This is a genomic window from Streptomyces sp. Isolate_45, from assembly GCF_024721315.2.
Lineage (GTDB): Bacteria > Actinomycetota > Actinomycetes > Streptomycetales > Streptomycetaceae > Streptomyces.
This window is the reverse complement of record NZ_JANFAK020000008.1, coordinates 34,222-59,450: the sequence shown is the minus strand read 5'-3', so window position 1 is coordinate 59,450 and position 25,229 is coordinate 34,222. Positions and strand designations below refer to the sequence as shown.

The 25,229-nt window shown below is 69.6% G+C and carries 29 protein-coding genes and 1 pseudogene; 19 read left to right on the top strand and 11 right to left on the bottom strand.

Going from position 1 to position 25,229, the window contains the following annotated elements; translation table 11 throughout:
• The first annotated feature begins 281 nt into the window (after positions 1-281).
• The 4 genes from NOD94_RS04935 to NOD94_RS04920 all read left to right on the top strand — a co-directional run bounded on the left by NOD94_RS04935 (position 282) and on the right by NOD94_RS04920 (position 2,109).
• On the top strand, positions 282-614 hold the full coding sequence (locus tag NOD94_RS04935) for a DUF6233 domain-containing protein (protein WP_281204449.1): 333 nt from the start codon (positions 282-284) through the stop codon (positions 612-614).
• Complete coding sequence (locus NOD94_RS04930; protein ID WP_281204448.1) at positions 611-853, top strand: hypothetical protein; 243 nt, start codon at positions 611-613, stop codon at positions 851-853. The genes NOD94_RS04935 and NOD94_RS04930 overlap by 4 nt, the downstream gene beginning before the upstream one ends.
• An 82-nt stretch (positions 854-935) precedes the next feature.
• Complete coding sequence (locus NOD94_RS04925) at positions 936-1,481, top strand: hypothetical protein (protein WP_281204447.1); 546 nt, start codon at positions 936-938, stop codon at positions 1,479-1,481.
• Between the two features lie 211 nt (positions 1,482-1,692).
• A complete protein-coding gene (locus NOD94_RS04920; protein WP_281204446.1) occupies positions 1,693-2,109 on the top strand; it encodes a hypothetical protein in 417 nt (138 codons plus the stop codon).
• A gap of 594 nt (positions 2,110-2,703) precedes the next feature.
• Here the strand turns inward: NOD94_RS04920 and NOD94_RS04915 are convergent.
• The 3 genes from NOD94_RS04915 to NOD94_RS04905 all read right to left on the bottom strand — a co-directional run bounded on the left by NOD94_RS04915 (position 2,704) and on the right by NOD94_RS04905 (position 5,666).
• Positions 2,704-3,207, bottom strand: a complete 504-nt coding sequence (locus NOD94_RS04915; protein ID WP_281204445.1) for a hypothetical protein — start codon at positions 3,205-3,207, stop codon at positions 2,704-2,706.
• A gap of 72 nt (positions 3,208-3,279) precedes the next feature.
• A complete protein-coding gene (locus NOD94_RS04910; RefSeq protein ID WP_281204444.1) occupies positions 3,280-3,795 on the bottom strand; it encodes a hypothetical protein in 516 nt (171 codons plus the stop codon).
• A gap of 11 nt (positions 3,796-3,806) precedes the next feature.
• Positions 3,807-5,666 carry a hypothetical protein gene (locus NOD94_RS04905; RefSeq protein WP_281204443.1) on the bottom strand — a complete coding sequence of 620 codons (1,860 nt, stop codon included), beginning with the start codon at positions 5,664-5,666 and terminating at the stop codon, positions 3,807-3,809.
• A 277-nt stretch (positions 5,667-5,943) separates the two neighbouring features.
• Between NOD94_RS04905 and NOD94_RS04900 the strand changes: the two genes are divergently transcribed.
• The 11 genes and pseudogenes from NOD94_RS04900 to NOD94_RS04850 all read left to right on the top strand — a co-directional run bounded on the left by NOD94_RS04900 (position 5,944) and on the right by NOD94_RS04850 (position 14,399).
• Positions 5,944-6,924: a hypothetical protein gene (locus tag NOD94_RS04900; RefSeq protein ID WP_281204442.1), complete on the top strand. Its 981-nt coding sequence runs from the start codon at positions 5,944-5,946 to the stop codon at positions 6,922-6,924.
• Positions 6,921-8,009, top strand: a complete 1,089-nt coding sequence (locus NOD94_RS04895) for a tyrosine-type recombinase/integrase (protein WP_281204441.1) — start codon at positions 6,921-6,923, stop codon at positions 8,007-8,009. The genes NOD94_RS04900 and NOD94_RS04895 overlap by 4 nt, the downstream gene beginning before the upstream one ends.
• 98 nt (positions 8,010-8,107) lie before the next feature.
• Positions 8,108-8,509 (top strand): GIY-YIG nuclease family protein, encoded by a 402-nt coding sequence (locus NOD94_RS04890; RefSeq protein WP_281204440.1) that lies wholly within the window; start codon positions 8,108-8,110, stop codon positions 8,507-8,509.
• A 73-nt stretch (positions 8,510-8,582) separates the two neighbouring features.
• Complete coding sequence (locus tag NOD94_RS04885) at positions 8,583-8,921, top strand: hypothetical protein (RefSeq protein WP_281204439.1); 339 nt, start codon at positions 8,583-8,585, stop codon at positions 8,919-8,921.
• A 231-nt stretch (positions 8,922-9,152) separates the two neighbouring features.
• Complete coding sequence (locus NOD94_RS04880) at positions 9,153-9,587, top strand: hypothetical protein (RefSeq protein WP_281204438.1); 435 nt, start codon at positions 9,153-9,155, stop codon at positions 9,585-9,587.
• 13 nt (positions 9,588-9,600) lie between these two features.
• A pseudogene (locus tag NOD94_RS04875) lies at positions 9,601-9,984 on the top strand (hypothetical protein); the annotation flags it as partial.
• Between the two features lie 371 nt (positions 9,985-10,355).
• Entirely contained in the window at positions 10,356-10,805 is a 450-nt protein-coding gene (locus NOD94_RS04870) for a hypothetical protein (protein ID WP_281204437.1), read from the top strand.
• A complete protein-coding gene (locus NOD94_RS04865; protein ID WP_281204436.1) occupies positions 10,802-12,349 on the top strand; it encodes an AAA family ATPase in 1,548 nt (515 codons plus the stop codon). Before NOD94_RS04870 ends, NOD94_RS04865 begins: the two co-directional genes overlap by 4 nt.
• Positions 12,346-13,137, top strand: a complete 792-nt coding sequence (locus NOD94_RS04860) for a hypothetical protein (protein WP_281204435.1) — start codon at positions 12,346-12,348, stop codon at positions 13,135-13,137. Before NOD94_RS04865 ends, NOD94_RS04860 begins: the two co-directional genes overlap by 4 nt.
• Before the next feature lie 70 nt (positions 13,138-13,207).
• Positions 13,208-13,669: a hypothetical protein gene (locus NOD94_RS04855; RefSeq protein WP_281204434.1), complete on the top strand. Its 462-nt coding sequence runs from the start codon at positions 13,208-13,210 to the stop codon at positions 13,667-13,669.
• A gap of 262 nt (positions 13,670-13,931) precedes the next feature.
• Entirely contained in the window at positions 13,932-14,399 is a 468-nt protein-coding gene (locus tag NOD94_RS04850) for a hypothetical protein (RefSeq protein ID WP_281204433.1), read from the top strand.
• Between the two features lie 65 nt (positions 14,400-14,464).
• On the opposite strand, the gene NOD94_RS04845 is transcribed toward NOD94_RS04850, so the two are convergent.
• A complete protein-coding gene (locus NOD94_RS04845) occupies positions 14,465-15,316 on the bottom strand; it encodes a hypothetical protein (RefSeq protein ID WP_281204432.1) in 852 nt (283 codons plus the stop codon).
• Between the two features lie 199 nt (positions 15,317-15,515).
• Between NOD94_RS04845 and NOD94_RS04840 the strand changes: the two genes are divergently transcribed.
• Both NOD94_RS04840 and NOD94_RS04835 read left to right on the top strand, forming a co-directional pair.
• On the top strand, positions 15,516-15,746 hold the full coding sequence (locus NOD94_RS04840) for a hypothetical protein (protein WP_281204431.1): 231 nt from the start codon (positions 15,516-15,518) through the stop codon (positions 15,744-15,746).
• Positions 15,747-15,774: 28 nt separating this feature from the next.
• A complete protein-coding gene (locus NOD94_RS04835; protein WP_281204430.1) occupies positions 15,775-16,893 on the top strand; it encodes a zeta toxin family protein in 1,119 nt (372 codons plus the stop codon).
• A gap of 222 nt (positions 16,894-17,115) precedes the next feature.
• Here NOD94_RS04835 and NOD94_RS04830 read toward each other — a convergent pair whose 3' ends face one another.
• The 4 genes from NOD94_RS04830 to NOD94_RS04815 are packed head-to-tail and all read right to left on the bottom strand — an operon-like array spanning position 17,116 to position 20,764.
• Positions 17,116-17,931, bottom strand: a complete 816-nt coding sequence (locus NOD94_RS04830) for a class I SAM-dependent methyltransferase (protein ID WP_281204429.1) — start codon at positions 17,929-17,931, stop codon at positions 17,116-17,118.
• Between the two features lie 19 nt (positions 17,932-17,950).
• Positions 17,951-18,712 (bottom strand): P-loop NTPase, encoded by a 762-nt coding sequence (locus tag NOD94_RS04825; protein WP_281204428.1) that lies wholly within the window; start codon positions 18,710-18,712, stop codon positions 17,951-17,953.
• Positions 18,702-19,727: an LD-carboxypeptidase gene (locus NOD94_RS04820; RefSeq protein ID WP_281204427.1), complete on the bottom strand. Its 1,026-nt coding sequence runs from the start codon at positions 19,725-19,727 to the stop codon at positions 18,702-18,704. Before NOD94_RS04820 ends, NOD94_RS04825 begins: the two co-directional genes overlap by 11 nt.
• Entirely contained in the window at positions 19,724-20,764 is a 1,041-nt protein-coding gene (locus NOD94_RS04815) for a phosphotransferase (protein WP_281204426.1), read from the bottom strand. The genes NOD94_RS04820 and NOD94_RS04815 overlap by 4 nt, the downstream gene beginning before the upstream one ends.
• Before the next feature lie 72 nt (positions 20,765-20,836).
• Between NOD94_RS04815 and NOD94_RS04810 the strand changes: the two genes are divergently transcribed.
• The gene (locus NOD94_RS04810; RefSeq protein ID WP_281204425.1) at positions 20,837-21,286 is read left to right on the top strand and encodes an NUDIX domain-containing protein; all 450 of its coding nucleotides are present in this window, start codon (positions 20,837-20,839) and stop codon (positions 21,284-21,286) included.
• Here NOD94_RS04810 and NOD94_RS04805 read toward each other — a convergent pair.
• From NOD94_RS04805 to NOD94_RS04795, 3 genes are all read right to left on the bottom strand, one after another.
• Positions 21,283-22,314 (bottom strand): amino acid--tRNA ligase-related protein, encoded by a 1,032-nt coding sequence (locus tag NOD94_RS04805; RefSeq protein WP_281204424.1) that lies wholly within the window; start codon positions 22,312-22,314, stop codon positions 21,283-21,285. The two genes, NOD94_RS04810 and NOD94_RS04805, sit on opposite strands and share 4 nt — an antisense overlap.
• Positions 22,314-23,195: a methyltransferase domain-containing protein gene (locus NOD94_RS04800; RefSeq protein ID WP_281204423.1), complete on the bottom strand. Its 882-nt coding sequence runs from the start codon at positions 23,193-23,195 to the stop codon at positions 22,314-22,316. Before NOD94_RS04800 ends, NOD94_RS04805 begins: the two co-directional genes overlap by 1 nt.
• A gap of 175 nt (positions 23,196-23,370) precedes the next feature.
• Entirely contained in the window at positions 23,371-23,628 is a 258-nt protein-coding gene (locus tag NOD94_RS04795; RefSeq protein WP_281204422.1) for a hypothetical protein, read from the bottom strand.
• Between the two features lie 205 nt (positions 23,629-23,833).
• Here NOD94_RS04795 and NOD94_RS04790 point away from each other — a divergent pair, with 205 nt between their 5' ends.
• Entirely contained in the window at positions 23,834-25,168 is a 1,335-nt protein-coding gene (locus NOD94_RS04790) for a tetratricopeptide repeat protein (RefSeq protein WP_281204421.1), read from the top strand.
• Positions 25,169-25,229 lie beyond the last annotated feature (61 nt).

Here is a 25,229-nt window from a genome sequence, read left to right as displayed (position 1 = left end):
CAGGTCCCGGGCGGCCGGAACGGCTCTGCGCCGTCAGGCACGACGTAGAACCTGGGTCCGAGCGGCATGACCGTCGAGACCTACCTTTCGCCCCACTCCGAGGAGCCTGCCGTGACCACTCCCACCGTCTCGCACGCGAGACCGCAGCCCGCCACCTGGGCCCGCAGCCAAACCGGTCCCTGCGCGTCCTGCGGAACTGAATGTTGCCGTTACGGAGTCGGGGCCTCACCGCTCTGCTTGCCGTGTAAGGCCGCCCGTCAGGCGGCCGCCCAGGACCGCTGATGTCCGAGCTCCCACCCGACGTTCCCCGCCTGTCGACCCTGGTCATCTACCTGCGCGGGGAACTCGGCCGCGCGGAGAAGGCCCTCGCGGTGGCCGAGGAACGCGCAGCCCTGGCCGCCCGCCGGCGTCCGCCTCCAGATCCGCCCGCGTGGCTGATAGAGCGCGGGATCGGCGTCGGCCGCCTGCCCGCCCGGATCCACAAGGGGGACTGCTGGGACACCCGGAGCCGCTGTGCGCCCGCACCCCCCGAGCAGATACGGGCCTTGCTCGCCCAGGGCGTGGCACCCTGCATCCACTGCCGCCCGGACACCGCCCTGGGAGTGCTGGAATGAGCGGCTGCGCGCCAGGTGACAACATTCCCGGGCACCCGAGGGTTGTCGTCCACCCGGTCGACGGGCGTGGCGGTCGCCGCGTCCGTGTCGGCGGGCAGGACCTGGGCCGCGCCTACTCCGCCCTCGACGTCCTTGAATTCCTCCGCCGAGCCGGCCTCGATCCCGACACCGTCGACCTCCACGACGAGGACCACTTCGACTGGCGCGGCGGCGACCCAACGGTCTGGACCCCCCTCTAGGGGGCACGGCCCGACCGTCCAGTCTCGGGCCACAATCGTCCGTTCACACCATCGCCGTGGGGTGGCGCGGAAGAATGGGCGCGTGACCGAACGTATTGAGCTCGACCCGTCCGATGGCCCGTGGCTCCACACCCTGGTAAAGCGCGTGCACGCCGCCCGCAACAACGGCAACGGGGAAGAAGCCGCCCGGCTCCTGGCCTACGGCAGGGCAGAGGGCGGGGAGGCCCTGGCGCGCCTCGCAGACCAGCTTCTCGCTGCCCTCGCCGAGCGCGACACCGCATCGCTGAACGGCGAGGCGATGGCCCCCTACGGCGTCAGCGCCGCCCCAGACGATTCCCTGGTCTGCGACTTCTGTGCCGCCTCCGGCCCCAACGTGTACTACGAGGTCAACGAGTTCGGCATCAGCGGCCTCGGTGGCAGCTTCCTATCCGGGGACAGGTTCTACGCATGCCCGCGTTGCCGTGAGCTGGTCGACGCGAGTGACTGGAAGGGGTTGCGGGACTGGATCGGTCCCAGCAGTCAGGCCATGGGCCACCGCATGCTGATCGTCGGCTTCAAGAAGCACCGAAAAGGCGCGCCCGTCGAATTCGAGCCCGGCACCAACCCCGAGGCGAACCGTAGGCCGTAGGGGACCCGCGATTCACTGTCAGGGCAACCGGTGGGGCTCATGCCACGCAAGTGACAGATGCTGCTTCGGGGATCCATGGACCGTGGTTGGCATTGGGATTGATCCCGAGGCCGTCCCCCGCAGGCGCGGCATGACGTGTCCATGTTTGGTGGTGAGTACCATGGCGGGCGCTTCTGCTCGCCCCCTGTTCGTCCGACGGAGAGGAAGAGTCATGCGCAAGCCCCTGATGGTGTTAGCTGCGGCCGGGATGACGGCCATCGCTTTCGCCACGCCGGCGCAAGCCACCGTGAACACCGTGGACATGCCCTTCGGCATGGCCTACGGCAACAGCACCACTTCCGGAACGATCCACTTCACCGACGGGTACAGCGCCAGCGTGTCCGGCACCGTCCACAGGGCGAGCGGCCTCCGCCAGGTCTGCGCCCATGGGGTGAACGGCAACTGGAGAACAGAGGACAAGTGCAGCCCGTACGCGACCGCGGGCGAGCCGGACCAGACCATCCGAGGAACGATGACGCTCGATGTCCCAGGGGGCGTCCAGCGGGTCTACATCACGATGTACGACGGGAACAACGTCGAGCTGGCCAAGGAGTTCTGTACCCGCATCGGCTGTACGCGGGTCATCTGAGATCAAGGCTGAGCGCCGCCGCGAGGAAGACCTGCTCCGAGAAGAGCGGGACCTACGCGACAAGGAGTTCTGACCCCCGCACCGCCCCCGCACGCAGAGCCCGGCCGGGACCGTAGTCACCCGGCCGGGCTCTGTCATGCCGCCTTCGCCCCGTACGGCAGCGGACACGACGTGGGCCCCGGAAGACGGGTCGCTGGCTGCCTGCTAGCTGAGCAAGTCGAGGGCGGCACGCGGATGCAAGCTGCCATCCGTCCCGGCTTGGAGGCGAACCGGCGGGCCACCTTCGCAGAGTGGGCCGAGTCGCGCTTTCAGCGGTTCCTTGAACATGGGCCGGAGCCGGACGGGTGGCAGAAGCGAAGTGACGGCGCCTGGCAGCTTTGGGCCCGGGGCGTCCAGCTGCCTACGTTCGACTAGGGACCCGCCCTCCTGTATGTGATCGGGACTGCCCGTCATGCGTTGTCCGCTACCGACGCTGGCGGGGGACGCGGCTACAGGCCGATGCCTTCGGTGGCGGGTGCGGATGGGGGCGCTCGCACCGGAAGGGCCGACGGGAACACTTCCCGTCGGCCATCCACGCAAGTAGCGCGGGCCAGGTCAGGCAGAGGCTTCGCCGGGGTCGGAAGCGTTCGGGGGGAGCGCCTCGCCGTCACCGCGTTCGGTCAGAGCGACGACGGCGGCGTGCTGGCTGGCCGAGAGGCCCATGGGCTGGTGCCCTTCGGACTCGGCAAGGAGGTAGAGACTGCGCTGTCCGTCGGCCCAGGCTTGCAGCCATGTGCGGGCGCGTTCGGTGTCGACGTCCAAGGCGAGGGCCACCTCGGCCCACGTCGCGCCGAGGGTGAGTGCCTGGTGGATGTCGACACCGCGGTGCTGCTCGACGGAGCGGCGCAGTGCGGTGCCCAGGGCAAGCAGGGTCAGGGCGTCGCCGGCGGTTCCGCGATCGACATCATGCGGGAAGTCGTCGGGCAGCAGATTGTTGAGGAGCCGATCGCCGTGGTGGGCGTGCTTGTCGGCAAGCCAGGTGAGGGGCACGATGGGTGGGATGTCGTCGGGGCGGCGGACGTTCGAGTCCATGAAGTGCTGGTGTCGGTCGTCGGTCATTGCCTTCTCCTAGCTTTCGGCTGCTGCGCGTTGGCGGAGGGCGGGGTTCCCGGCCCCGAGAGGACGGGGCGGTCACCCCGGGTAGGACTCCGGCGTCGCCGTCGGAGGTCCGGGGTCCTGGTTCAGCCGGCCGAGCGCCCGGCTGAGGTCCGGTACGGGATAGGGCTGACCGCCTGCGCCGGTGAGCCCCATGGCCCAGGCCCAGGCGTGGAGGTCAGTGGTCTGCGGATTGGGCGGAAGGTCTCGCAGGACGGCTGCGGTCACGGCTTCGACAGCCCAGTCTTGGGCAGCTTCGGCTTCGCTTGCCTCGACCGGGTCGTGGAGGGCTGCGCGTACAGCGCCTTCAGCGCAGGTCTCCTCGTTGCACAGCACGCGCGCCTGGACCGTGAGGCCTCCTTCGGCGTTCTCGATGAAGTCCGAATAGGCCGTATACCGGGCTGCGGCGCAGCCCAGGGACCGGCGCAGGCCCTCTCTCGTCGTGGCCTCCAGGATCTCGACGGAGCCGAGCCCGGAGCGGTCGTGGGCGGAGAGGGTCCCACGGTGGCTGTGCACGGTGGCTGTGCGGCCGTCGGGCAGTATGACGAGCACGTTCGGCATGATCACGCGCTTTGGTCGCTGACGGCGGCGCGCAGGTCTCCGACACTGAGCCGCAGGGGGTCGTTCTGCGGCGGCGACGGCTCGCTGGTCAGGTCCAGAAGATAGTCCTGCGTCACCCGGGGACGGTCCTCCAGGGCCAGGGGGCGCTTGGGGTCGGGGTGGGGCAGGACGGCGAAGGACAGAGCCTGGGCAAGGGTCTCGGGACCGGTGCCGCCGTAGCCCCAGGTGATGTCGTCGTAGGTGTAGCGGGGGTCGGTGGGCAGGATGTCGCATCGTCCGTCGGGCAGGCGGACGAAGGCGGTCATGGCGCGGGGGGTGGCCAGGATCTCGGCGCCGTCGGGGTACGCGGTGGCGGGTAGAGCACGGGGTCGTTCGACGGCGAGGGCGTCGGTGGTGGGGTTGTGCAGGACCAGCCGGCCGAACGGGTCGTACCCGGTGCGCAGGTCGTCGCGGTCCTTCTGCCAGACGTGGTCCCGCAGGGCTACGGCCCGGTGGGTGTCGCCGGCGGCCGGGCCCCACCAGGAGACCGTGGCGAGGTAGGCCTTCTCCGCGTCGCCGAGCGTGGAGATGGCGTGGAGGGAGGGGCCGGGGTCGTCGATGAGGGCGGGATCCAGGAGGTGGCGGATGCTGACGAGTTCGGGCTCCGCTGCGGCGAGGGCCTCGGTGAGGGTCGGGTCCTGGTGGGGGCCGCGGGTTGCGGTCTGCTCGGCCAGCGTGGAGGTGAGGGTGCGTACTTCGGTCAGGGCTCGGTAGACGGCGCCGGCGGACAGCTGGTCCTCGGACAGGCCGGTATAGGTGTCGAGCAGGGCCTGTTCGGCGGTACTCGGTCGACGCAAGCGACGTTCGACCAGCACCGTGCCGAGGTCCTCGGTGGTCATGCGCTGGTAGTCCTCGACCGCGACGACCGCGTCCGGGGTCAGCGCGCGCACGGCGATGGCGAGGGCCTCGGCGGTGCGGGCGGCGGGGGCGTGTCCGCCCTGGGCGAGCAGCCCGAAAGCGGGCAGGTCGGGGTGGTCGTGGCCTCCTGAGAGCAGGGCTTGGCGGTAGCCGTGCAGGCTCGTCAGGTGACGCAGTCGGGCGTCCAACTGGAGCGGGTCGAAATCGATCACGGCCGGTCGCTGTCCGGCGGCAAGGTCGGTGACCACGGCGGCGGTGTAGGTGTCGGGCGGGTAGTCCAGGTCCGGCTCGGTGCCCAGAATTCGGGCGAGGTCGGTCCGTTCCATCGGCTGCCAGATGGGATTCTCGAACTCTCCGGTCCAGGCATCCCTGCTGCCGCGGCGCAGCAGGGTATCGAGCAGACCACCGGATCCGCCGGAGTCGTCGGCGCGGGGGAAGGCGAACGAGACGTAGTCGATACTCAGTACGCGGCGAGGAAAGCCGCGGGGCCAGAAGCCGAACCACCAGGCGCTGCGGGCCTCGCCGACGGTGAGGTGCTGGGCCGCGATGGTGCGGGCCACGGTCTCGGCCCAGTTGACGATGATGCCGTGTGACTCGACGAGAGCACCGTAGAGGACGACCGTGCGTCGCGTACCTCCCACGGGGCCGCGCCAGATCCGCACGTGCACCTGCGGTTCGTCGTCGTACGAGACTCCGGGGATCGTGAGTACCGCGTCGACGTCCAGCCGCAACGGGGTGTCGGGGGCAAGTACGCGGTCCCAGTCGGGTGCGGCCGATCGACCGGTGCTCTCATCCCTGCTGGCGGCGGCCAGCTCGATGTCGGATGCCCGCCACAATCGGTTCCGTCCGGCTACGCCCATGGGCGCCGGCAACTGTCCCAGCTCCACGAGCTGATCGACGCGCTGTCGAGTCACCCCGAGGCGCTTTGCGACCTGGGGACTGGTGAGCAGCTCTTCCAGACTCATGCCGCATCCTCTCTTCTCGGCGCAAGCTCACGCCTCGCTGATTGACTGTCAGGCAACACGATGCCACTCGCACTTGCTTCAAAGCAAGTGATTACAGAAGGAGGTTGCAGCAAGACAGAGAAAGCCTCTCTGTGAAGTTCGGAAGCAAGCGAAGGATTCGCCGAGTGGCCATAAGGAAGATCGACCGGCCGCCCGAACGCGAGGAAGCAAGAACCAAATGAGGTCGGCCGGCGATCAGGGAATGAATGCACAGGATAATTACGGTTATCCTGTGGGTATGCTGACGCCGCCTCAAGATGCCCTGCAATCAGGTAATTCGACCGACATGCCGGGAGGGAAGTCGGCGCGAGGTCAGGATGTCCACGACCTCGACTTCCCGCCGATCCGCAATGGGATCGACTACCTCGTCTCCGTCGTCGACCACCTGACCGCCCAGGATGTCGGCCCCCGCTCCATCAAGTACGCGGTGCTCCACCTTCACGCCGCGACAGAGGTGCTACTCAAGGCCCGGCTTGTTCAGGAGCACTGGAGCCTGGTCTTCGACGACCCCGGCCACGCCACCGCGGACCGCTTCAAGTCTGGCGACTTCAAGAGCTGCACCGTCGAAGAAGCTGTGCGACGGCTGCGCAGTATCGCCGGAGTCACCATCACGGGTAAGGAAGAGTCCGCTCTCGCCGATCTCGGCCGGGACCGCAACGCCCTCCAGCACTACGGCCTGACCCACAACGCCCGCGCCGTCGAAGCCCGCGCGGGACGTCTGCTGGACTTTCTGGTCCGCTTCCTCGACGACATCCTTGTGCCCAACCTCGGTATAGACGAAGAGGACGATGTCGTCTTGGAAATGATGATCCACATCAAGGTCGGACTCGACGGCATCCAAACCTTCGGCGACCAGCGCCTGCGACGACTGCGCGGGACCCTGAGGGGCTACGAGGAGCGCACATTTCACTGCCCTGAGTGCAGTGAAATGACCATGGTCACGGACGGGACGTCCAGCCGCTGCCACTTCTGCGGCCTGGTGGTGCCCACTGCGGAGCAGATGATCCGCCAGTACCTGTTCGGCCACCCCGAGCCCGAGAGCATGATGGGCACCTGCCCCCGCTGCACGCAGCCCACCGCTGTGAAGTCAGTCCCTCTCGCCACCGGCGACTACGTGACCTTCTGCTTCGGCTGCCCGGGCCCCGTTCCCGGCGCCGATGCTCCTGCCGGCGCAGACGCGGAGGGCGCCGTCGCAATCCTGCCTGGGGAGGGCCGGTGAGCGACGCGATGCTCGCCCGCGCACCGCGCGCGGTCCTAGCCACTCTGCGCAGCGATCCGCGTGACCTGTGGCCCGAGCACGCCCGCAGGCTCTATGACCACCTCGTCAGCGTCTACGGCGAGGACGACCTACTACCCACCCTGGCCGCCGCGTGGATCGCCCACCAGCGGTCCGTGCACACCCAGAAGTCCTATGCCCGAGGGTTTAGGGCCTTCGAGGAGTTCGCCCGCGAGCACGGCGCTCATCCGATGCAGGTCAAGTTTGCCCTGGCGGACGCCTTCCGGCTGTGGCTGGAGCAGACCCCGACCTGGGTCCGGGTCCGCGGTGGCCAGCGCGGCGAGATGGCACGTACCGGGGCCCCGTACGCGGACGCGTCCCGGAAGAATGCCCTGTCAGCAGCGAGTTCGTTCTTTGCCTACCTGAACAAGGTCAGCGACGACGGGGTGAAGAACCCGTTCGACGCGGTCCAGCGGCCATACGTCAACCCCGACCACTCGCCGACCCCCGGCTATACCGAAGCCGAGTGGGCCCGGTTCGTGGCCATCGCCCGCGACGAGCACCGGGTAGCGGCATACCGCAAACGCGCCTACGCCCTACTGCTCATCCTCTACACCTGCTGCCTGCGCATCGACTCCCTGCTCAACGCCCGCGTGGAAGATCTCGGCTACGACAAGGGGCACCGTGTGCTGCTCCTGGAGAAGGTCAAGGGAGGCGGCCGCAAGAAGAAGCCGATCCCTCCCGTGGCCTGGGACGCCCTCCAGGACTACCTCGACGGCCGAACGACCGGCTGGCTGTTCTGCACAGCATCTGGCGCCCAGCTCGACGAACCAGCCGTGTGGCGTCTCCTCCAGTCCCTGGCCAAGCGCGCCGGGCTCCCGCTGCGCGGCCCGCACGGCGTGAAAGGTGACGCCGTCACCCACGCCCTAGCGAAGCCGGACGCCCGGCCGGACAAGGTCCAGCAGTGGGCCGACCACAAGGACTCCCGCACCACCCAGCTCTACAACCGGCGCAGGGAACTCCTTGACGACAGCCCCGGCTACAGTCTGGCCGCCGATGTCGCCAGCGCGTTGACTTATGACGCCTGACGCCAGGTCAGGCGTACCGAGGATGGATCGCCAGCTCAGTCCGTACACCGATCTTGGTCTCCATCAAACTGTCACAGGCAGCAACTAGTGTCGCCACCATGTTGAGCTCCGGCACCGTCCAGACCTACCTCATAGCGATGGACGGACACGACGCCGTCAAGATCGGTCGGACCAACCAACCTCCATTACAGCGGCTTGCAGCCCTGCAAACCGGAAACCCCAGCCGCCTGGAAGTCGTACTCACCGTGGACGGCGATTGGGAGGGGACGCTGCACCATGCGCTCCGCGAGTCCCGGCTGTCAGGCGAATGGTTCTGGCTTCCCGACCCCGACAGGTTCCAAGTGATCGCTCTGATACTTGCCTGGGCTGAAGCCCCCGAGCCAAAGAGATGGCCTACGGAGTTCACCTACGGCGGTTGGAACTGGGAATGGGCAACCGAGCTCGTGGATGAGGGCTGGAACCCTAACTGGCTCCAAGACCCCGCCGTGACGGGGTTCTGACCAGCGACTCGCCTCAGCCAAGCACGACCGCGGCCTGCCGGTCATCGACGCGATCTGCGGCAGCACCCGATTCATGGCCGAGATGATGTCCACGAGCGGCCGCACCGAGGGGTGGCTGTTCTGCACGTCCACCGGGGCCCAGCTCGACGAACCGGCCGTCTGGCGGCTGTGCGCCGCGCTCGCCCCGCGCGCGGGCCTGCCCGTACGCGGCCCGCACGGCGCCAAGGGCGACGGCATCACCCACGCCCTGACCAAGCCGGACGCTCGCCCGGACAAGGTGCAGAGCTGGGCCGACCACAAGGATTCGCGCACCACCCAGCGCTACAACAAGCGCAGGCAACTCCTCGACGACAGCCCCGGCTACGGCCTCGGCGCCGATCTCGCCAGCGCGCTGGCGCCCCAGGCCGACTGAGAACCGCCACAGCGTCCCCAGGGGCCTTGAGCTGGAACACACTCAGCTCAAGGCCCCTTTTCGCGCGGCGCACAGATCGCTCAACTCGCTCTGCGGGGGCGCCCGTTCACTCGTTCGTGCAGAATTCTAGCCAGATTCTCCCCGGGTCTGGACGGGCTGACCCCGGTTCCGGCATGCTCCTCCCATGCAGAACCAAAGTAAGAACCGGGCAAGAATTCACCGGAGGCCTTCGTGAAGATCACCATCGAAGGTGCCTCCCCGGACTTCGAGCGGAAGCTGCTCGAACTGCTCGCCGAGCACCGCGAGGAACTGGCGGTCACGACCGACACCGCGTGGAACGTCGAGCGCGCCGTCCAGTTCCTCGCCTCACTGCCAGCCAACGCGCTCACCTTCGCCCGGCTCGTCGTTGAGGCCGAGGGCGACAAGAGCGCCGAGAAGCTGCGCGAGCACTTCGACGGCAAGCTCCGTGGCCCGACCATCGCCCTGTCGCGTGCCCTCGGCCGCGGAGAGCGCCGGAAGTGGTGGCCCGCAGGGCTCGACGCCCCGATCTACCCGCACTACGACCCCAACCACACCAGCTGGGAGAAGGCCATCGCCTACCGGATGACCTCGGAGAACGTGGCCGTCTTCCGCGACGCCTTCCACAGCATCTTCAACCCCAAGTAGAGGAGAACGGCCCATGTCACACCCGCAGTTACTCACCCCCGAGCGTCACCTCGTCTCCGCGAAGCGAGGCCTCGGCCTGCCGGTCATCGTCGCCATCTGCGGCTCCACCCGCTTCATGAACGCGATGACCGAGGCGGACCTCCAGGAGACCGCCGCCGGCCGGATCGTCGTCCGCCCGGGCTGCGACATGAAGCAGCCGCACGCGCTGTGGGGCGACTCGGCGGACGCGGAGGACCTCAAGCGCCGGCTCGACGAGCTGCACCGGGCCAAGATCCGGCTGGCCGACGAGATCCTCGTGGTAGGTGACTACGTCGGGGAGTCCACCACCTCCGAGATCCGCTACGCGCGGGCCCTGGGCAAGTGGGTGCGCTTCACCCACCCCTCCGTGGACCCCGACCAGGACCCCGGACTGCCGGTCGTGGCCCACCCGCTGCGCTTCCTCGACACCACCGTCGACACCACCGTGTCGGCCGTCGAGCCGGTGCCGGGCCTGCGGGTGTACGAACTCCCGGCGGAGTTCCGTGCCGAGGGCGACGGCGTCACCCACCCGTGGCAGCTGGGACACCACGACGGCCGGGCCATGGTCGCTTTCCCCACCGAGGACGACGCCCTGCGCGCCGCCCGCGAAGTGGCCGACCTGGCCGACTGGACCCTGCCGGGCGCCGAGCTGAAGGCCTCCACGGCCTTCGACCCGGAGGAGTACCTCCAGCGGATGTACGAGCGGACGAACGCTGTGCTGATCCGCCCGGCGGCCAAGGGAGCGGCACTGTGACACTCCACGACCCGATGGTCACCGCCGACGACCTGTGGCGCCGGCTGGCCGCGCATCAGCCCGCCGTCGCGGCCGCGCTCGCCCTGAAGGTGCGGAACCTGCCCGGAGACTGGCCGCTGCGCGAACTCGGCGTCAGCCGCCCCGAGGCCGCGCTCACGCTGCCGTCTTCCGACCCGGAGCACCGGGTGGAGATCGAGCCGTGCGACACCGCCGACTGGGAGAACTGCCTCACCTGCGGGGAAGCCGTCGACGACTTCTGTCGCTACCACCGCGGCTACATGGCCGGGTACGACGCGTTGCACCGGCCCCTGTTGGACGCGGTCACGCTCGACCGTGACGTCCCGGTACGGGTGGCTCTCCAGCGCCTGACCGACGACGACAACGCCACGTACGACGGTGAAGCGGCCCCGCCCGCCGACCAGACGTCCAAGGAAGTGCAGGGATGACACGCCAGATCAGCACGCCCGAACCCGACGACGCGCTCACCGCTGCCGCGCGGGCTCTGCTCCTGGCCTCCCACCCGGCCGCGCGGTTCGACCGCACGCGCAAGGTGGCCGTCGCCGGATTCCTGTGCTCCCCCGGCGCACCCGGCCACGGGCAGGTCCGCGTAAGCCATCGCACCCCGTTCCCCAGCGTGTTGAACGGCCTCACGTTCGCCGACGCCGAGGCCGAGGAGTACGTCCTCGTGTCCGCCTACGCGGACCTCCTGCGGGAACACGGCTGGTCGGTCCTCGAACTGGGCTCCACCCGGCCCGGGCTCCTCCTCTCCCCGCCCGGGTGCCCGGCCTGCTCGGGCCCGACGGAGCCGTTCCAGGTGGAGGGCGAGACCGTCTGGCGCTGCCCGTCCTGCCAGCGCCGGACCTACGGCACGGCCGATCCGGACCGTGACGCCGACCTCCCGTCCTACACCGAGACGGACGCCGACGGCGGCGTCACCATCTACCACGGCACCGGGGAGGTCGACATCGAAGCGACCGCCGAATGGGCCGCCCAGGACGACCCCGAGGACGTCGACCTCGGCCTGGAGACGGCGACAACGCGCTTCCTGGTCATCCCGGCTCTCGACCTCGTCCCCGGCACGCTGCTGGTCGCGGTCGGCCCCGGGGCCTCGGGCAAGTCGACGTACGCCCAGACGGCGGCGGTCGACGCCGTGGTCTGCCTCGACTCCCTGAGGCGTGAGATCGGCGGCGACGCCGGCGACCAGTCCGTCACCCCGGCCGCCGTGGAACGGCAGAATGCCCTCCTGGAGCAGCACCTGAACGCCGGGACGACGGTCTTCCTGGACTCCACAAACGTGGAGCCCCACGTGCGGTCCGGACTGGTGGAGCGGGCCCGCCGGCTCGGGCGCCCCGTCGTCGCCCTGCTCTTCCTGCCTCACCTCGACATCTGCCTGGCTCGCAACGCGCTGCGGTCGGCCGACCGGCGCGTCCCCGAGGACACGTTGCGCTGGCAGCACGGCCTCGCGCGAGTGGCCACCCCGGACGTCCTGCTCGGAGAGGGCTTCACCTCCGTGCACCACATCGAACCCGTCCCGACAGGAGTCACCACGTCCACCGACGACGTCCTTGCCCCCGAGCGGATCGCGGATGCCGTCGCCGTACTGCGCAAGGCGCAGGAGGGCGACGAGGAGGCACACGAGGACCTCGGCAACTACTTCCCCCACTACGAGGGGCTGGTGATGCAGACCGATCACGTCCTCTACCTCGGGCTCGCCGCCCGCGCCGGTCTGGAGGCCACGCACCTCCTGATCATGCACATCGAGGCCGACACGTGGGGGGCGTCGGTGGACACCTACACCTCCGACCTCGGGATGCCGCTCGCGTCCGTGAACCTCGGGGACTACACCAGCAGGACCGAGGCGGTCCGGGAGACCGTGCGCGCGGCGACGGACAACGGCTGGGTGCTCGCCCCCGAGCACGAGTGGGTCGACTTCGACTGCGGCGGCGGGGAGATCCACATCCCGATCCACGCGCGGCCTGTCCTCGGGTGAGCCCGGCCACCGACGTACCGCGCCTGGACCGGGCGGCGACGTACGCGGAGACCACTCACCGGATCTACGGCGACCGGCGGGCCGCCCCGCCGGCGCGGGAGCTCCTGCTCGCCGTGGCGTATGCCCTCTTCATCGCCCCGGACGAGCCCGGGCGGGTGCTGAGCATCGCCGCACGGGCCCTGGGCCGGAGTTCGGGAACGGGTCGCCCTCGGTTCGACGCCTTGGTCGCCGACGACGCGCCCCGCTACGAGCCGCCCGACGCGGCGGGCGACTGGGGCCCGGGGCAGGCTCCGGGCTGCGAGGCTCCGCGCCTGCGCCCGTACGTCTACCGGCCCCACATCACCGTCACCGGGCCCGAAGAGAACGCGGTGCCGCTGTGGCCTCGTGACTCGCCCTCCCCGGTCTATGCCGCCGCCGCGCGGTTCAGCCCGCCGCCAGCCGACTTCCGCAACGCGCAGGGGGTGTGCGGGGCCGACTCCCACCACAAGGTGCTGGAGCTGGACCCGCGCACCGGCTGGACGACCGCACGGTGGTTCTGCCGGCGGCACGTCGAGCACGCCGAACGGGTCGCGGAGCAGGTCCGCGAGCAGAACGCGGCCGCGCCCGAACCGATCCCGAACCACGGCGGGCTGCTGCCCGCGTACTTCAAGGCGCCGTGGGAAGCGGTGTATCGCCACTACGCCCCGGCCCACTGGGATCCGCCGTCCTACGGGTTGTCGGCCGACGACTGGCCTGACCCGGGCAACCCGCCGCCGGCGCGAGCCCTGCGCCGCCTCCGCTCCGTCTGATCCGTTTTGTCTGGCCAGAAAGGCCACCATCCGAGTCGGGACCACCCCGGCCCGTACGAGAGGAGCCCCCATGGGCACATACGAGGAAGACGTCGCCATCGCGCTGCGGGAGCGGCGGGCGTCCACCTGCACCTGCGGCGCGAGCAATCCACCGCACTACGACGCTTGTCACGACTGCGGTGAGCCGCTGGTGACGTGTGCGACCTGCGGCACCGTCAGCCCGCAGCGGTACGGCGGCTGCACCGAGTGCGGCTGCGACACCGCCGCCGAGTCGCTGGGTGACCACGAGGAGGGCTACGAGCTCACGCACGCGGAGTTCGTGAACCTCCAGGTCGGCCCGCGCCGGATCGGCGGCCACTACCGCGTCGGCGCCAACGGGGAGGCCTACGAGGTCCTCGACATCGAGCGGGACCGCCCGCCGGGGTCGTGGCCGTCGTGGCAGATCACCGTCCGGTGGCAGGGCGACGGTCGCGAGACCACCCACTGCACGCGCTGGGACGACCGGCGCGACACCGTGGTCGAGCCGACCTGAGGCTCCCTCCCGAGGTCCCCGCAGCAGTAACGCGCACGGCGGCCCCGCCGGAGGGTTCCGAGGGGGCCGCGGTGCGATGGCGGCCCTGTTCTCGTATAGCTACGGTCAGGTGGTATCTAGCGCTGCGGACCGTCCCAAGCCTCGTTCCTCTTAGCTTGCAAGGCGGTCTATCCCGCTGGATCGCCCGGCACTGGGTATCGGGACCGGTCCGGTTCGACGCCGACCCCTACCTCCATACGCTTCAGCGGAGGATCCTGAAAACATGAATGCCGCGCTTACGAGCCTCATTGCCGTCTTCGCGACGCTGGCTGGCTCCACCCTCACCTTCGTGTTCCAACGAGGCATGGCCCGGCAGGCCGAACGGTTCACCCGAAACCAACAGCTCTGGCACGAACGGGTAGCCGCTTACAGCGCCTTCGCAGCGGCTCTCACCGACTTCCGCCGGAGTCAGAACGACCGCTGGCATTTGGAACAAGCCGATCCGAACAGCCCTCAATTCATCAGCGCTCGTGAAGCCTCCTACCAGCGGCGGGCGGAAGCTACAGCGGCGCTATGCCGAGTCCGCCTCATCTGTGGTGATTCCGACCTGGGCCAGTTAGCGCAGGAGGCTCTAGACGCCACAACCGAAATCCATGTGGCGCACGATGAGCAAGACCGCGCGGGACGAGGAGAGAAGGCCCGCCTTGGACTTGACCGGTTCCTTTCCGACGCCTCGCCGCATGTTCACTGACCACCACACAGCGCTACACGCCACCTGACCGTAGCTATACGAGAACAGGGCCATGGCGGGAGGTTCTACTCGTCACTGTCCTCGCTGCCGCGGCGGTCAGCGGGCGCTGTTTCCTGCGTGAAGGCGGTCTTGCAGTCGCCGCAAAGAATCTTGCGGCTGTCGAGCGTGCGTGGCGAGACCCGAATGACTGTGGGCGGGTCGCAGGCGCAGATCGCCTTGGTGTAGTTGCGGTCCTCCTTGTCCGCGCGGGGTGGCGGTACCTCGCCCTCCCCAGTCGCGTTGCCGCTGGCGGCGGCGGTGTCTCGCTTCTTGCGGGATCGAGAGGTGGGGATGGCGAGCGGGTCAGGCCTGCGGGTGGCCTTGATTGCCGCGTCCAGGGCGGCGATGTGGTCGGCGTACACCTTCTTGGCCTCCTCGCCAAGGTCCGTGAACGCGTATCCGTACTTCTTCCTGTCGTTGGGTTCGACCCCTTCGCGCTGCACGAGCCCCAGCTCGGCGGCCGCCTTCTTGAAATGCTTGTTGTGGTACTGACTGACCGAGCAGTCGTCGATCTCGCGGGTGAGGCACAGCCCGTGGGCGGCTTCGTGCACCAGGCTGCCGATGACTTTGGCGGCTCCTCCGGAGAGTGCTTCGGCGGTGACGAACACCTCGTGGTGGCGATCCTCCCCTTCGCGGGCAGCCCACTTGCTTCTCCAGAAGTGCGCGAGCTTGACTGAGCTCTCGCGGCCCCCGGTTGCCATGGTGATGATCGCTTCCGGTACATCGGGATGCCGCTCACGTACCGCGTTCCACGCGTGCACGAGAGCGGTGGTGACGGCGACTCCGAGCTCACCGATGGAGTCGAGCGGCAGGTCGGGAGCGGCCTGCAACGGAGCTGCGGGCGCGGGGACTTCGGCTACTGCGGCCTGTGCGGACATGACGACAGCCTAGAGGATCTCACCTCTTAAGAGGTGAGATCCGGGGTATGTTGAGGGTGAACCAGGGACGCCGCAACCCCGGCCGGCGCCTCTTCGCATACCGTGCCCGGCCGGCCGAAAGCGACGAGGCCCCGCCGGACCGTCGCGGCACTCCTGGCAGACTGATCCCCAAGATCATGAACATGGAAGGAATGATCTGATGGCTTCATTGCGCGCCTACCTCGCCAGCTACGCGGAGGGCGAAATCGCCCGGGCGGAGATGATCGAGACTGTCGCGGCATGGCCGCTGGAGGAGACCGCCTTCGATCCCGCCCACACCCTGCCGACCCACCAGGACAACACCTCGGACGTGCTGGCGACTGCACTCCTCAACGGCCAGATCACCGAGGCCGACTACCAGGAAATCACCCGGCGTCGGCAGCAGCCCTGACGACGCCGAGGCGGAGGGGGGAGGCCTGATGGACGTTCTGAAGCCGGAGTACCGAGGTGTCTACCAGCACCTGCAAGACCGTTTCACCCAGGGCGACCTGGCCACCGGCCCGTCGGACACCTACGGGCGGCATCAGGTCGGCGGCTCGTGGACCTTGGATCGCCTGCGGTTCCACCGGGTCATCCTGGAAGAGGCCAAGGACAAATGCGCGGGCCTGCCTCGCGGCGCCAAGGCGGTGCTACTGACGTCGGGACCGCCGGGTGCCGGCAAGGGGCAGGCGCAGACCCTGCTGCGCGCACGACAGGGCGACGGTACCGAGCTCGGTCAGGCCTTGGCCCAGGCGCATGGGGTGGACCCTGCCGAGTACGTAGTCCTGGACCCCGACAATTTCAAGGAAGCGATCCTCCGCCACGGGGGCGCTCCCACCCTGCCTGCGGAAGCCTATGTCCTGCCGGGGGGCCTGCGGCTGGCGCCCGCCGAGCTGGCTCCTCTGGTCCATCGTGAGAGCTCCTTCCTCCGCGACGCCTTCGAAAGCTGGGCTCGGTCGGAGGGCTTCAATTTGCTGTACGACGGCGTGATGGCGGACTTCGACTGGACTGCGTCCATGCTCGGCAATCTGGCGCGCGAGGGCTACACGGACCGCGTGGTGATGAGCGTGGAGGTACCGATGCGAACCTCCCTGGAACAGAACGCCTTGCGCTGGGAGCTGGGGCGTACGCGCTTCGACGAGGGCACCGACAGCTACGGGGGCCGTATGGCCCCCGAGCCTCTCATTCGCGCTCTGTACCCACCGGACCAACCCGATTCCGCGTTCTCGGTGGCCCGCACCAATGCCGAACGACTGCACTCCGAAGGGCTGCTGACCGGCCTCATCGAGATCGACCGCGGGGCCTGGGCAGGGACGCCCCAGCCGGGCCCGCACGCTCCGGCCATGCAGCACCGCAGCGTAGAGGGCGACATGAGCATCAGCAGCACTTCCGCTCCGGCGCCCCGGCCGTCGGCTTCGGCCGCACGGCTGAGGTCCACAGGCGTGCGCAAGCCCCCCGCCGGCGGTTCACCCCGCAAGCGGCAGGACAACACCGAGCAGCCGTCGCATCTACGTCGCAAGGGCATCGACCCGGGGCGCCGTCGCGGACCCACCGCATGACACCTTGTTGCTGAAGGCACCCTGACTGGTGAGACAGAGAGGGCAAGGGTTCCCCTCCATGAGGGGGCCGGGCCCTTCGCCTGGACCGAGGCCATGCTGCACGTCCCCTGGTCTGGTCGCGACTCCCGGGGCCTCACGACCGCGGCGGCCGCGACGAGCTGTTCGTTGATGGTGGGCGTCTTCGATATTGAGGACTGGAAGGCGACCGACCGGGGCGGTTCGTCATCCGCCCGTTGCGAGGAGGAGCATGTGGGCGGACATGTCGGCGGTGGCCGGGTGCGGGTCGGCGAGATGGGCCGCTTCGAGCGCCATGGCGAGCAGGTCGCCGGGCGATTCGCCGGTGTGTCGCTCGATCCCTTTGAGGATTGCCCATGCAGGGCCTTCGATTCCGTGGAGCACGGCATCGGTCAGACCGGCTTCGGTGGCTTCGGCGAGGAGTTCGTCGCCGGTGTGGAAGTGGGCGGCGGTGAACAGTCCGGTGGGGTCGGCGTCGGGCTCGGGTTGGTAGCCGCTGGCCAGGCGCGTACCGAGGCGTCGACGTACGTCCTCGTCGGTCAGGCTGGTGACGGTGCCGTGGTCCTGGAGGAGCGAGTACCGGCTGATGGCGGCGGCGGCGATCAGGCCGCCGGGGCGTACGACGCGCTGCGCCTCCCGTAGTGCGGTGATCCGGTCGTGCCGGTCGGGCAGGTGGTAGAGGGGGCCCAGGAGGAGGGCGGCGTCGTGGGAGTTGTCGGGGGCGGTGAGGCGGCGGGCGTCGCCGAGTTCGGTGGTGCAGCTCGCGTGTGCGCCGGCCTGTGTGAGGTGGTGGGGGACGGGGTCGATCAGGTGGACGGTGTAGCCCTGGTCGGTCAGCCATCGGGCGTGGATGCCGGGTCCGCCACCGACGTCGAGGACGCGGGCCGGGGCGGGCGGCAGGTGGCGGCGCAGGAGGTGCTGGGTGCGGGTGAGTTCGAGGCGGCCGGTGGCGGTGGCGTGCAGCCGGTCGGTTTGGTCGTGGGTTTCGTAGTGGGCGATGACGCGGGGGTCGATGCGGGGCACGTGGGTCCTTTCGTCGTGGTCAGGGCGTGGGGAGGAGGGCGAGGAGGTCGCGGTAGAGGCCGGCTTCGGTGAGGTGGCGGATGAGGGCGGCGTCGGTGTTGCCGTCGGCGTCGATCGCGGGTGCCTGGCTGTCGATGGGCAGGCGGATGAGGCGGGCGTCGGGCAGCAGCGCGTGCAGGCTCTCGCCGGCCGTGCCGGGGAACGGCGGCCAGGAGTGGGCGCAGGAAGGACAGATCGCTTCGGCGAGGTTTTCGACGATGGCGACGACCGGTACGGACGCTTCTTCGAGCATGCGCAGGGACCGTCGGACGTCGAGGAGGGCGAGTTCGTGGGGGGTGGTGACGATGACGGCCCCGACGACGTCGAGTTCGGTCAGTACGGCGAGCTGTGGTTCGCCGGTGCCCGGGGGCAGATCCACCACGAGTACGTCCAGGGGGCCCCAGTCGGTGTCGTGCAGGAGCTGGTGCATGGCGCCGCGTAGGAGTGGTCCGTGCCAGATGAAGGGCCGGTCGGCGTCGGCGAGGAGGCCGGTGGACACGACGGGGATGCCCGCGCTGATCGCGGGTTGGATGCGCTGGCCGGCGACGCGCAGGCGGCCGTCGACACCGAAGAGGGCGGGGGCGGAGGGGCCGGTGAGGTCGGCGTCGAAGTGACCGGGCCGGGCGCCGTGCGTCTTGAGGCCGCGGGTGACGGCGGCGCCCACGGTGGACTTCCCGACGCCTCCCTTGCCGCTCCAGACGATGACGGCCGGAATCGCGAAGGGCGGCGGGTCAGATGCCATGTCGGTCCTCCCTGGGGATGACGGCCGGTTCGGTGATCGTCAGGGTGGTGCTGTCGAGGGTGGCGGCCACGCCGAGGGGATAGGTCGGCATGGGGTCGACGTGGCCGCCCTCCATGCCGATCAGTACGGGGTAGGAGCCGCCGCGGGTGTGCGTGAACAGGACGTGGGCGTAGGCGGTGGCGTCCTGACGGGTTGGGGTGCGCAGCATGACGACGGCGGCCGGGTCGCGGATCAGGCCGGTTTGTCGCAGGTGGGTGAGGTCGGCGTCGAAGTCCTCGGGGCGGTAGGCGTGATCGCTCAGGTCCAGGAGCAGGATGTGGCCGCTCAGATCCGGTTGCCACGTGGTCCCCGTGAGGAGCCGCATGGACGGCAGGCAGAACGGGGCGAGCGGTCCCAGGGCGTGGCCGGGGCGCAGGGCCAGGCGCGGCGGCGCCGGGCGTGTCTTTCGGGCCCTGTGGGCGGCTTGGGCGGTGCGGTGGTCCTCGTCGACGAGGTAGCCGGAGACCGGAACGGGGCCGGGCCCGGTGGTGCTCGTGGTGACGGTGTGGAAGTGGCCGGCGGTGTAGGGGAAGGGGTGACCGTGTTCGCCCCACTGCGGGATGACCGCGGGCCCGTAGAAGCTGACCATGCCGGTCATGTGGTGGATGGCGTGGTGCAGGACGGTGGTGTCCGAGTACCCGCACAGCACTTTGGGGTTGGCGGCGATCGTGGCCCAGTCCAGGTGGGGCAGAAGTTGTGCGGTGTGGTTGCCGCCGATGGTGGTGAGGATTCCGTTGATCGCGGGGTCGGCGAAGGCGGCGTTCAGGTCTTCGGCGCGCTGGCGGGGGGTTCCGCTCGTCCAACCGGCGCGGCCGGTCGTGGTCGGTGTAGTCACCGTGCGGAAGCCCGCGGCGTGCAGGTGGGCGATGCCTCGGGCGTAGGCGTCGGGGTGGTGGGCGGGACCCGGGGAGGAGAGGGTGACCAACGCGAGGGTGTCGCCGGGGGCGAGTGCGGCCGGTCGGAGGAGAGCCGTCACGGGCACGCCTCCGCCAGGAGGCCGGTCATGTCGTCGGGAACTGCGGTGGCCCACATCGCCAGGCTGTGCGCGAGGTCTTGGGGGTAGTCGCCGCGCATGAGGCCCAGGCAGACCAGTCCCACCGCGACCGCGCCGGCGGCCGGCGGCAGGCAGGCCCGCTCCTGCGGGGTGAGGTCTCGTATCCGGGTGTAGGCGGTGAGGATGTCGGCGGCCTGGTCGCGGTCGACCGGGCCGGGTACGCAGGGGGCGAAGTTGGTGGTGTCCTGGCGGTAGCGGACGGCGCAGAAGGACAGGACGGCTTCGGCGACGTCGCGAAGGCTGGGGCCCCGGTGGGCGTTGTCGAAGTCGATCAGGGCTGCCGAGGTGTCGGTGTAGATGAGGTTCCAGGGGTTGGTGTCCCCATGGGTGAGCTGTCCGGTCAGCGATCCCCAGCCCGCCGCAGCCGCCTGGGCGGTCCAGGAGTGGACCGCGTGCCGCATGAGGTCGAGCGCGGCCGTCGGCACGGGCGTGAGGTCGGGGGTGAGGGCGATGTGTTCCAGGGCGCCGGCGAAGACGTCCTCGGCGGGACCTGCGGGGACCTCTGCGGGGGTGGAGTGGAGCAGGGCCATCGTGTGGCCGGCCTGGGCGCGGTCGCGGGGGGTGCCGGCGTAGCGGCGGCCGGGAACGTAGTCGGTGAGGGTGAACGATGAGCCACCGATGTCGTACCAGGCGCTGCCCTCGGTGGTGCGCAGGATCCGGGGGACAGGGAGACCGGCGTCGGTGGCCTGTGTCTGCCAGGCGCTGGCCAGCGTGAGGGTGTCCGTCTCGCAGTACCAGGGGATCTGCTTGAGGAAGAGGCGGGATCCGTCGGCGGCCTCGATGACCATCTTGCGGCTGGTCTGGGATCGGATGTCGATGAGGGTGACGTGATCGCCGTCGAGAAGAACCGGCCGGAAGCCGGTCAGGGGCCCCAGGCCGTAGGCGTCCGACAGCTGGTGAAGCAGGCCCCCGTCGAAGGCGAAGAAGCCGTACCGGTCGGGCTTGGCTGAGATCGGCATATATGTGCACCTCCGGCACCGGCTCCGCCGCTACCATCGGGCCCTCGTGCGGGACCGGTTGGAGGAGGAGCCGTGAGGTATTCGGTCAATGTGGACGTGGCGCTGCGCCGTGGCGATGAATGGCTGCTGATCGTGCGCGGGCTGAAGGAGGAGCACGCGGCGGGAACCCTGTCGCTGGTCGGCGGGACCGTCGACGCGGACACTCCGGGCGGTGACGTGATCACCGACACCGCCCGCCGGGAGGTCCTGGAAGAGATCGGCGTGGACCTGGACGGAGTGGAGCTGTCCTACGCGGAGTCCGCGTTCTTCGTCACGGACACCGGCAGTCCCGTCATCAACGTGGTCCTCGCCGGCGAACTCCCCGAGGGCGCCCGACCGGTGATCGCCTCACCGGAAGAGGTGGCGGACATCCGGTGGGTGACGCTGCCCGCCCTGGAGCTGGATGCCGCCTGTCCGCCATGGACACTGCGCAGTGTGCAGCAGGCCACGGCGGCACTCGGCCGGACGAGCGCGGCCGCCTAGGGAACGCAGTCCTGCCCGTTGACGCGGGTCAGGATCTGGAGGTCACGGATGTCATGGTGGTCGAGCGCCCACATCAGGAACCGCTCGACCCCCATCCCGAAGCCGGAGGTATGCAGCGGCCGCCGCTCGCGCATCGCGAGGTACCAGAGGTAGGAGTCCTCGCCGACGTGGTGCAGGGCGAGCGCGGCCCGCACCTGCTCGGCGCTGATGTGCCGCTCCCCCGCGCCGACGATCTCACCGAGGCCGAACAGCAGGTCGGCGTTGAGGGCGCTCTGCCGGCTGTCGTCGGCGAAGGCCTGGTAGAAGGGCACGGCCAGGTGGTCGTAGTGGGTGACCCAGACCGGGCTCTTGCAGCGTTCGATGAGGAGCCGCTCGGCCCGGCGGGTGAGCGTGCGCCAGGGGCGCCGGCCGGGCGCGGTTCCGGTACGGATCAGGTCGGGGTCGTGGCCCAGCAGCCGGGCCGCCGCGTCGAACGTCATCCGTTCGAACGGGCCGTGGCCGTCGGCGATCTCTTCAAGATGGGTGACCGTGCCCGCCGCGGCGCGGACGGTGTCCGGGCAGGCGGTGAGCAGGTGCCGGGCCAGGTGGCGGATGTAGTCCTCCACCGTGGCCATGGTGGTGTCCAGGCCGCCGGGCAGTTCTGCCTCGCTGTGGAAGAACTGGCAAAGGTGACTGTTGTCGGGGTCCTCGCCGCGGAAGGACGGCATGAGGTAGTAGCAGCCCGAGCCGGCCATGCGGCACCCGTACTCCAGCGTGAACTGCATGCTGTCCGCGAGGTACACGTCCTTGCCGAACATGCGGGCCTTGACCGGCTGGGAGTCGGAGCCGAGACCCATCGGGGAGGAGACCGCCCCGGTGGTCACCGGCAGGTGCAGGGTCGACACGCGCCGGTCCGCCCAGAAACGGGCGGTGGCGTAGGACAGGGCGTCCTGCATGGTGACCAACGTGCGCCCCCACGGGGAGTCCATGAGGTCCAGGTACCGGCCGGGATCCGACCACAACGGCGGGATGCTGGTGGCGGTCGTCATCAGATCGTCTCCGATTCCGTCAGGGGAACGAACCCGTGCTCGAAGTGGGGGTCGTACGCTCCCGGTTCGATGAACAGCTCCGGCTGCTCCGGGACGTCGTCGCGCATCGGCCGGCGCAGGACGAGCTCCATGACCCCCAGGTGCGCATGGTTGGAGTTGAACAGGTGGCTCACCTCGCGCCACTGCTCGCGAACCCGGGCACGCTCCTCGCCCGGCAGCGCTTCGATTCGGGGGGTGCCGGTCAGGGCGTCGACGTAGGCGTCGACCACGTGCGCGGGCCGGGCGGCCATGGGCCTTCGGTCCAGGTGGTAGATCTCCCAGCCGTCCGGAGCCAGGTCGCTCAGCCACTGCTCCCACCCGTAGACCGGGACCGTGAACCCGAGGATGTCGGCGAGGCGTCCGGACAGCTCGGGGGGTGGGGTGCTGCGGTAGTACAGGTGGGTGATCGACATCATGCCGAGCGGGCGTACGACGCGGCGGATCTCCGCGAACGCCGCGGGCCGGTCGGTGACGAAGCCGAGCGCTCCGCCGCACACGATGGCGTCGAAGGTGTCGGCGTCCCAGGGCAGGGCACGGACGTCGCCGGTGTGGAAGGCGACCCGCTCACCGATGTGGGCCGGCAAGCGGGCGGCGGCGCGGTTGGCTTCGGCGACGGCTGCCGGGTTGACCTCGATCCCGTCCGCCTGGCAACCGGTGAGCGCGGCCAGCTCGATCGAGGTGAACCCCGTGTTCGAGCCGACCTCCAGCACGTGGTGGCGAGGGCCGAGGTGCATCGTGTGGGCGAGACGGGAGATGGCCCGCTTGCCGCCGGGGCATCGATTGGTCTCGCCGACCAGGGCGAGCAGGTCGACGTACGGCATGGGCTCGCTGATCGTGGTCACTCATCCTCCTCGTAGGGCAGGTTGAACGGGGTGTTCGAGATGTGGGCGGCCGGAACCGGGACGGCTTCCGCGGTCGCGGTCGCCGCGACCAGAGCCAGGCCGACGCTGTTCGCCGCGATCAGGACCAGTCCCCCGAAACCGTTGCGCGGCGGGGTGCGCAGCCGGGCGTGCCCGCTCAGGGCTCGGGCCGATCCGTACGAGCCGAGCCCCGTACGGCCAGGCGCTGCTCTCGTCCGGACGCCATTCGTACCCACAGGTAGGCGATGTGGGCGTCCACGCCGTCCCAGCCGGATCCGACCTGGACCACCTCCCCTTCGCACTCCTCGGGCTGCTCGTGGCCGCCGGAGTCGGGCAGGGTCCAGCCCCTCACCCACTCCCCGACCCGGTACGGGGCTTGCAAGCCGGCGGGCTCCGCGCCGGTCTGTCGAGTCATTGACGTCGCCTCCCTGAATCGATTTGACGCAGCGGCCCGCGCTTCGCGCAGGGCCGCGCGAACCGCCGCTCGGCGGGTGCGTGCGCCACCCGGGACTTCTCCACCCTGGATGGCATGTATCGAGTGAACCGCCGAGCACGCAAAGTGAGTACGGTGGTGCCGACAGCAGGCCTTGAACACCTTGAATTCCGGGGAGACTTGCACTGTGGCCACTCGCGAGCGCACTCCGAATGAAGCTCTGACCAGGCTGTTCATCGAGACGGGCTGGACCAACGGCGACTTCATCCGAGCCGTGTCCCGCGTCGCCCGCGAGCAGGGCCGCGAGTTCGGCTATGACGAGTCGTCAGTGCGTCACTGGATGACCGGTGCCCTCCCTCGCCCGGCCGTGCGCCCTCTGATCCTGGAGGCGCTGTCGCGACGTCTCGGGCGGCCGATCACCGCGCACGAAGCCGGATTCGCCGCCGCCCCTGACCTGACGGACAAGCCGGCGGATACCGTGGAAGGGCTGATGGATCTGGGGAGGGCTGATATGGACCCGTCAAGGCGGACCACGATCAGGGGCATCGTGTTCTCGGCGTCCCTTGCGGTTCCCGGCTGGCAGGAGATCACCGCGCGCCTGTCCCGGCTGGATTCTGACCCGCACGCCCGCATCGGCATGCCCGAAGTGGAGACGGTGATCGCGCTGACGGAACGCATCAGCACCCTGGATGACGAGTACGGCGGCCGTATGGCCCGGCCGATGGCGGCCGCGCTCCTCGTCAATACGATCATCCCGCACCTCAAGGCGCAGGCGTCGGAACCGGTGCGGAAGGCGATGCTGTCGGCGGCCGCTGACCACCTCTACCTGACCGGGTTCATGGCGATGGACGAACGTGAGGACGGCCTCGCGCAGCGGTACTACGAGAAGGCCTTGGACCTTGCCCTGCGGGCCGGCGATCACCTCACGTACTGCACGACCCTGAGAGGGATGAGCGTGCAGGCCGTGGACCTCGGGCACACCCGACAGGCGGTGCGGCTGGCGGAATCAGCATCGTCGGCGTCCCCACAGGCAGGGCCGCGAATGCTCGCGTTCCTCTCCGGACAGCAGGCGCACGCCGCCGCTCAGGACGGTGACCGGCCGGCCGCCCTCGCCCACATCAAGACGGCCGAGACCGCCATGGAGAAGGCCGAGTCGCGGGCCAAGGCCCTTGGGTCCTACAACCCGAGCGCGCTCAGCTACCACATCGGTCAGGTCCGGTACGAGCTGGGCGACATCACCGGATCGATCGAGTCCATGGAACTCGCCGACCGGCTCCGCGAGCCGACCCACCGCCGGACACGTGTCCGGTACAACGCCATGCTCGCCGAACGACAATGGCAGGCCGGCCGCATGGAAGAAGCCGTCACCACCTGGGGCAAGGTCCTAGACGACTACCCGCACGTGCAGTCCGGGCGGTGCGACGACCGAGTCCGCACCCTGATCTCCACCGTCGCGCCGCGCACCACCAACCCGCTGGCCCGGGACCTGCACGACCGCGCGAGGACGCTGCTCCAGCGCTGAACCGCCGCCACAAGCGAGCCTGTCCCGGAGCGGGGACGGGCCCGCTGCGGTAACGGGGATC

Bases quoted from the DNA above. Each gene is read 5' to 3' on its own strand.
- NOD94_RS04815 (WP_281204426.1), bottom strand. From the start codon at position 20,764: ATGCCGATCTCAGCCAAGCCCGACCGGTACGGCTTCTTCGCCTTCGAC.
- NOD94_RS04835 (WP_281204430.1), top strand. From the start codon at position 15,775: ATGGACGTTCTGAAGCCGGAGTACCGAGGTGTCTACCAGCACCTGCAA.
- NOD94_RS04915 (WP_281204445.1), bottom strand. From the start codon at position 3,207: ATGACCGACGACCGACACCAGCACTTCATGGACTCGAACGTCCGCCGC.
- NOD94_RS04795 (WP_281204422.1), bottom strand. From the start codon at position 23,628: ATGACTCGACAGACCGGCGCGGAGCCCGCCGGCTTGCAAGCCCCGTAC.
- NOD94_RS04805 (WP_281204424.1), bottom strand. From the start codon at position 22,314: ATGACGACCGCCACCAGCATCCCGCCGTTGTGGTCGGATCCCGGCCGG.
- NOD94_RS04840 (WP_281204431.1), top strand. From the start codon at position 15,516: ATGGCTTCATTGCGCGCCTACCTCGCCAGCTACGCGGAGGGCGAAATC.
- NOD94_RS04855 (WP_281204434.1), top strand. From the start codon at position 13,208: ATGGGCACATACGAGGAAGACGTCGCCATCGCGCTGCGGGAGCGGCGG.
- NOD94_RS04920 (WP_281204446.1), top strand. From the start codon at position 1,693: ATGCGCAAGCCCCTGATGGTGTTAGCTGCGGCCGGGATGACGGCCATC.
- NOD94_RS04825 (WP_281204428.1), bottom strand. From the start codon at position 18,712: ATGGCATCTGACCCGCCGCCCTTCGCGATTCCGGCCGTCATCGTCTGG.
- NOD94_RS04890 (WP_281204440.1), top strand. From the start codon at position 8,108: ATGTTGAGCTCCGGCACCGTCCAGACCTACCTCATAGCGATGGACGGA.
- NOD94_RS04935 (WP_281204449.1), top strand. From the start codon at position 282: ATGTCCGAGCTCCCACCCGACGTTCCCCGCCTGTCGACCCTGGTCATC.
- NOD94_RS04850 (WP_281204433.1), top strand. From the start codon at position 13,932: ATGAATGCCGCGCTTACGAGCCTCATTGCCGTCTTCGCGACGCTGGCT.
- NOD94_RS04865 (WP_281204436.1), top strand. From the start codon at position 10,802: ATGACACGCCAGATCAGCACGCCCGAACCCGACGACGCGCTCACCGCT.
- NOD94_RS04900 (WP_281204442.1), top strand. From the start codon at position 5,944: ATGCTGACGCCGCCTCAAGATGCCCTGCAATCAGGTAATTCGACCGAC.
- NOD94_RS04905 (WP_281204443.1), bottom strand. From the start codon at position 5,666: ATGAGTCTGGAAGAGCTGCTCACCAGTCCCCAGGTCGCAAAGCGCCTC.
- NOD94_RS04885 (WP_281204439.1), top strand. From the start codon at position 8,583: ATGGCCGAGATGATGTCCACGAGCGGCCGCACCGAGGGGTGGCTGTTC.
- NOD94_RS04845 (WP_281204432.1), bottom strand. From the start codon at position 15,316: ATGTCCGCACAGGCCGCAGTAGCCGAAGTCCCCGCGCCCGCAGCTCCG.
- NOD94_RS04930 (WP_281204448.1), top strand. From the start codon at position 611: ATGAGCGGCTGCGCGCCAGGTGACAACATTCCCGGGCACCCGAGGGTT.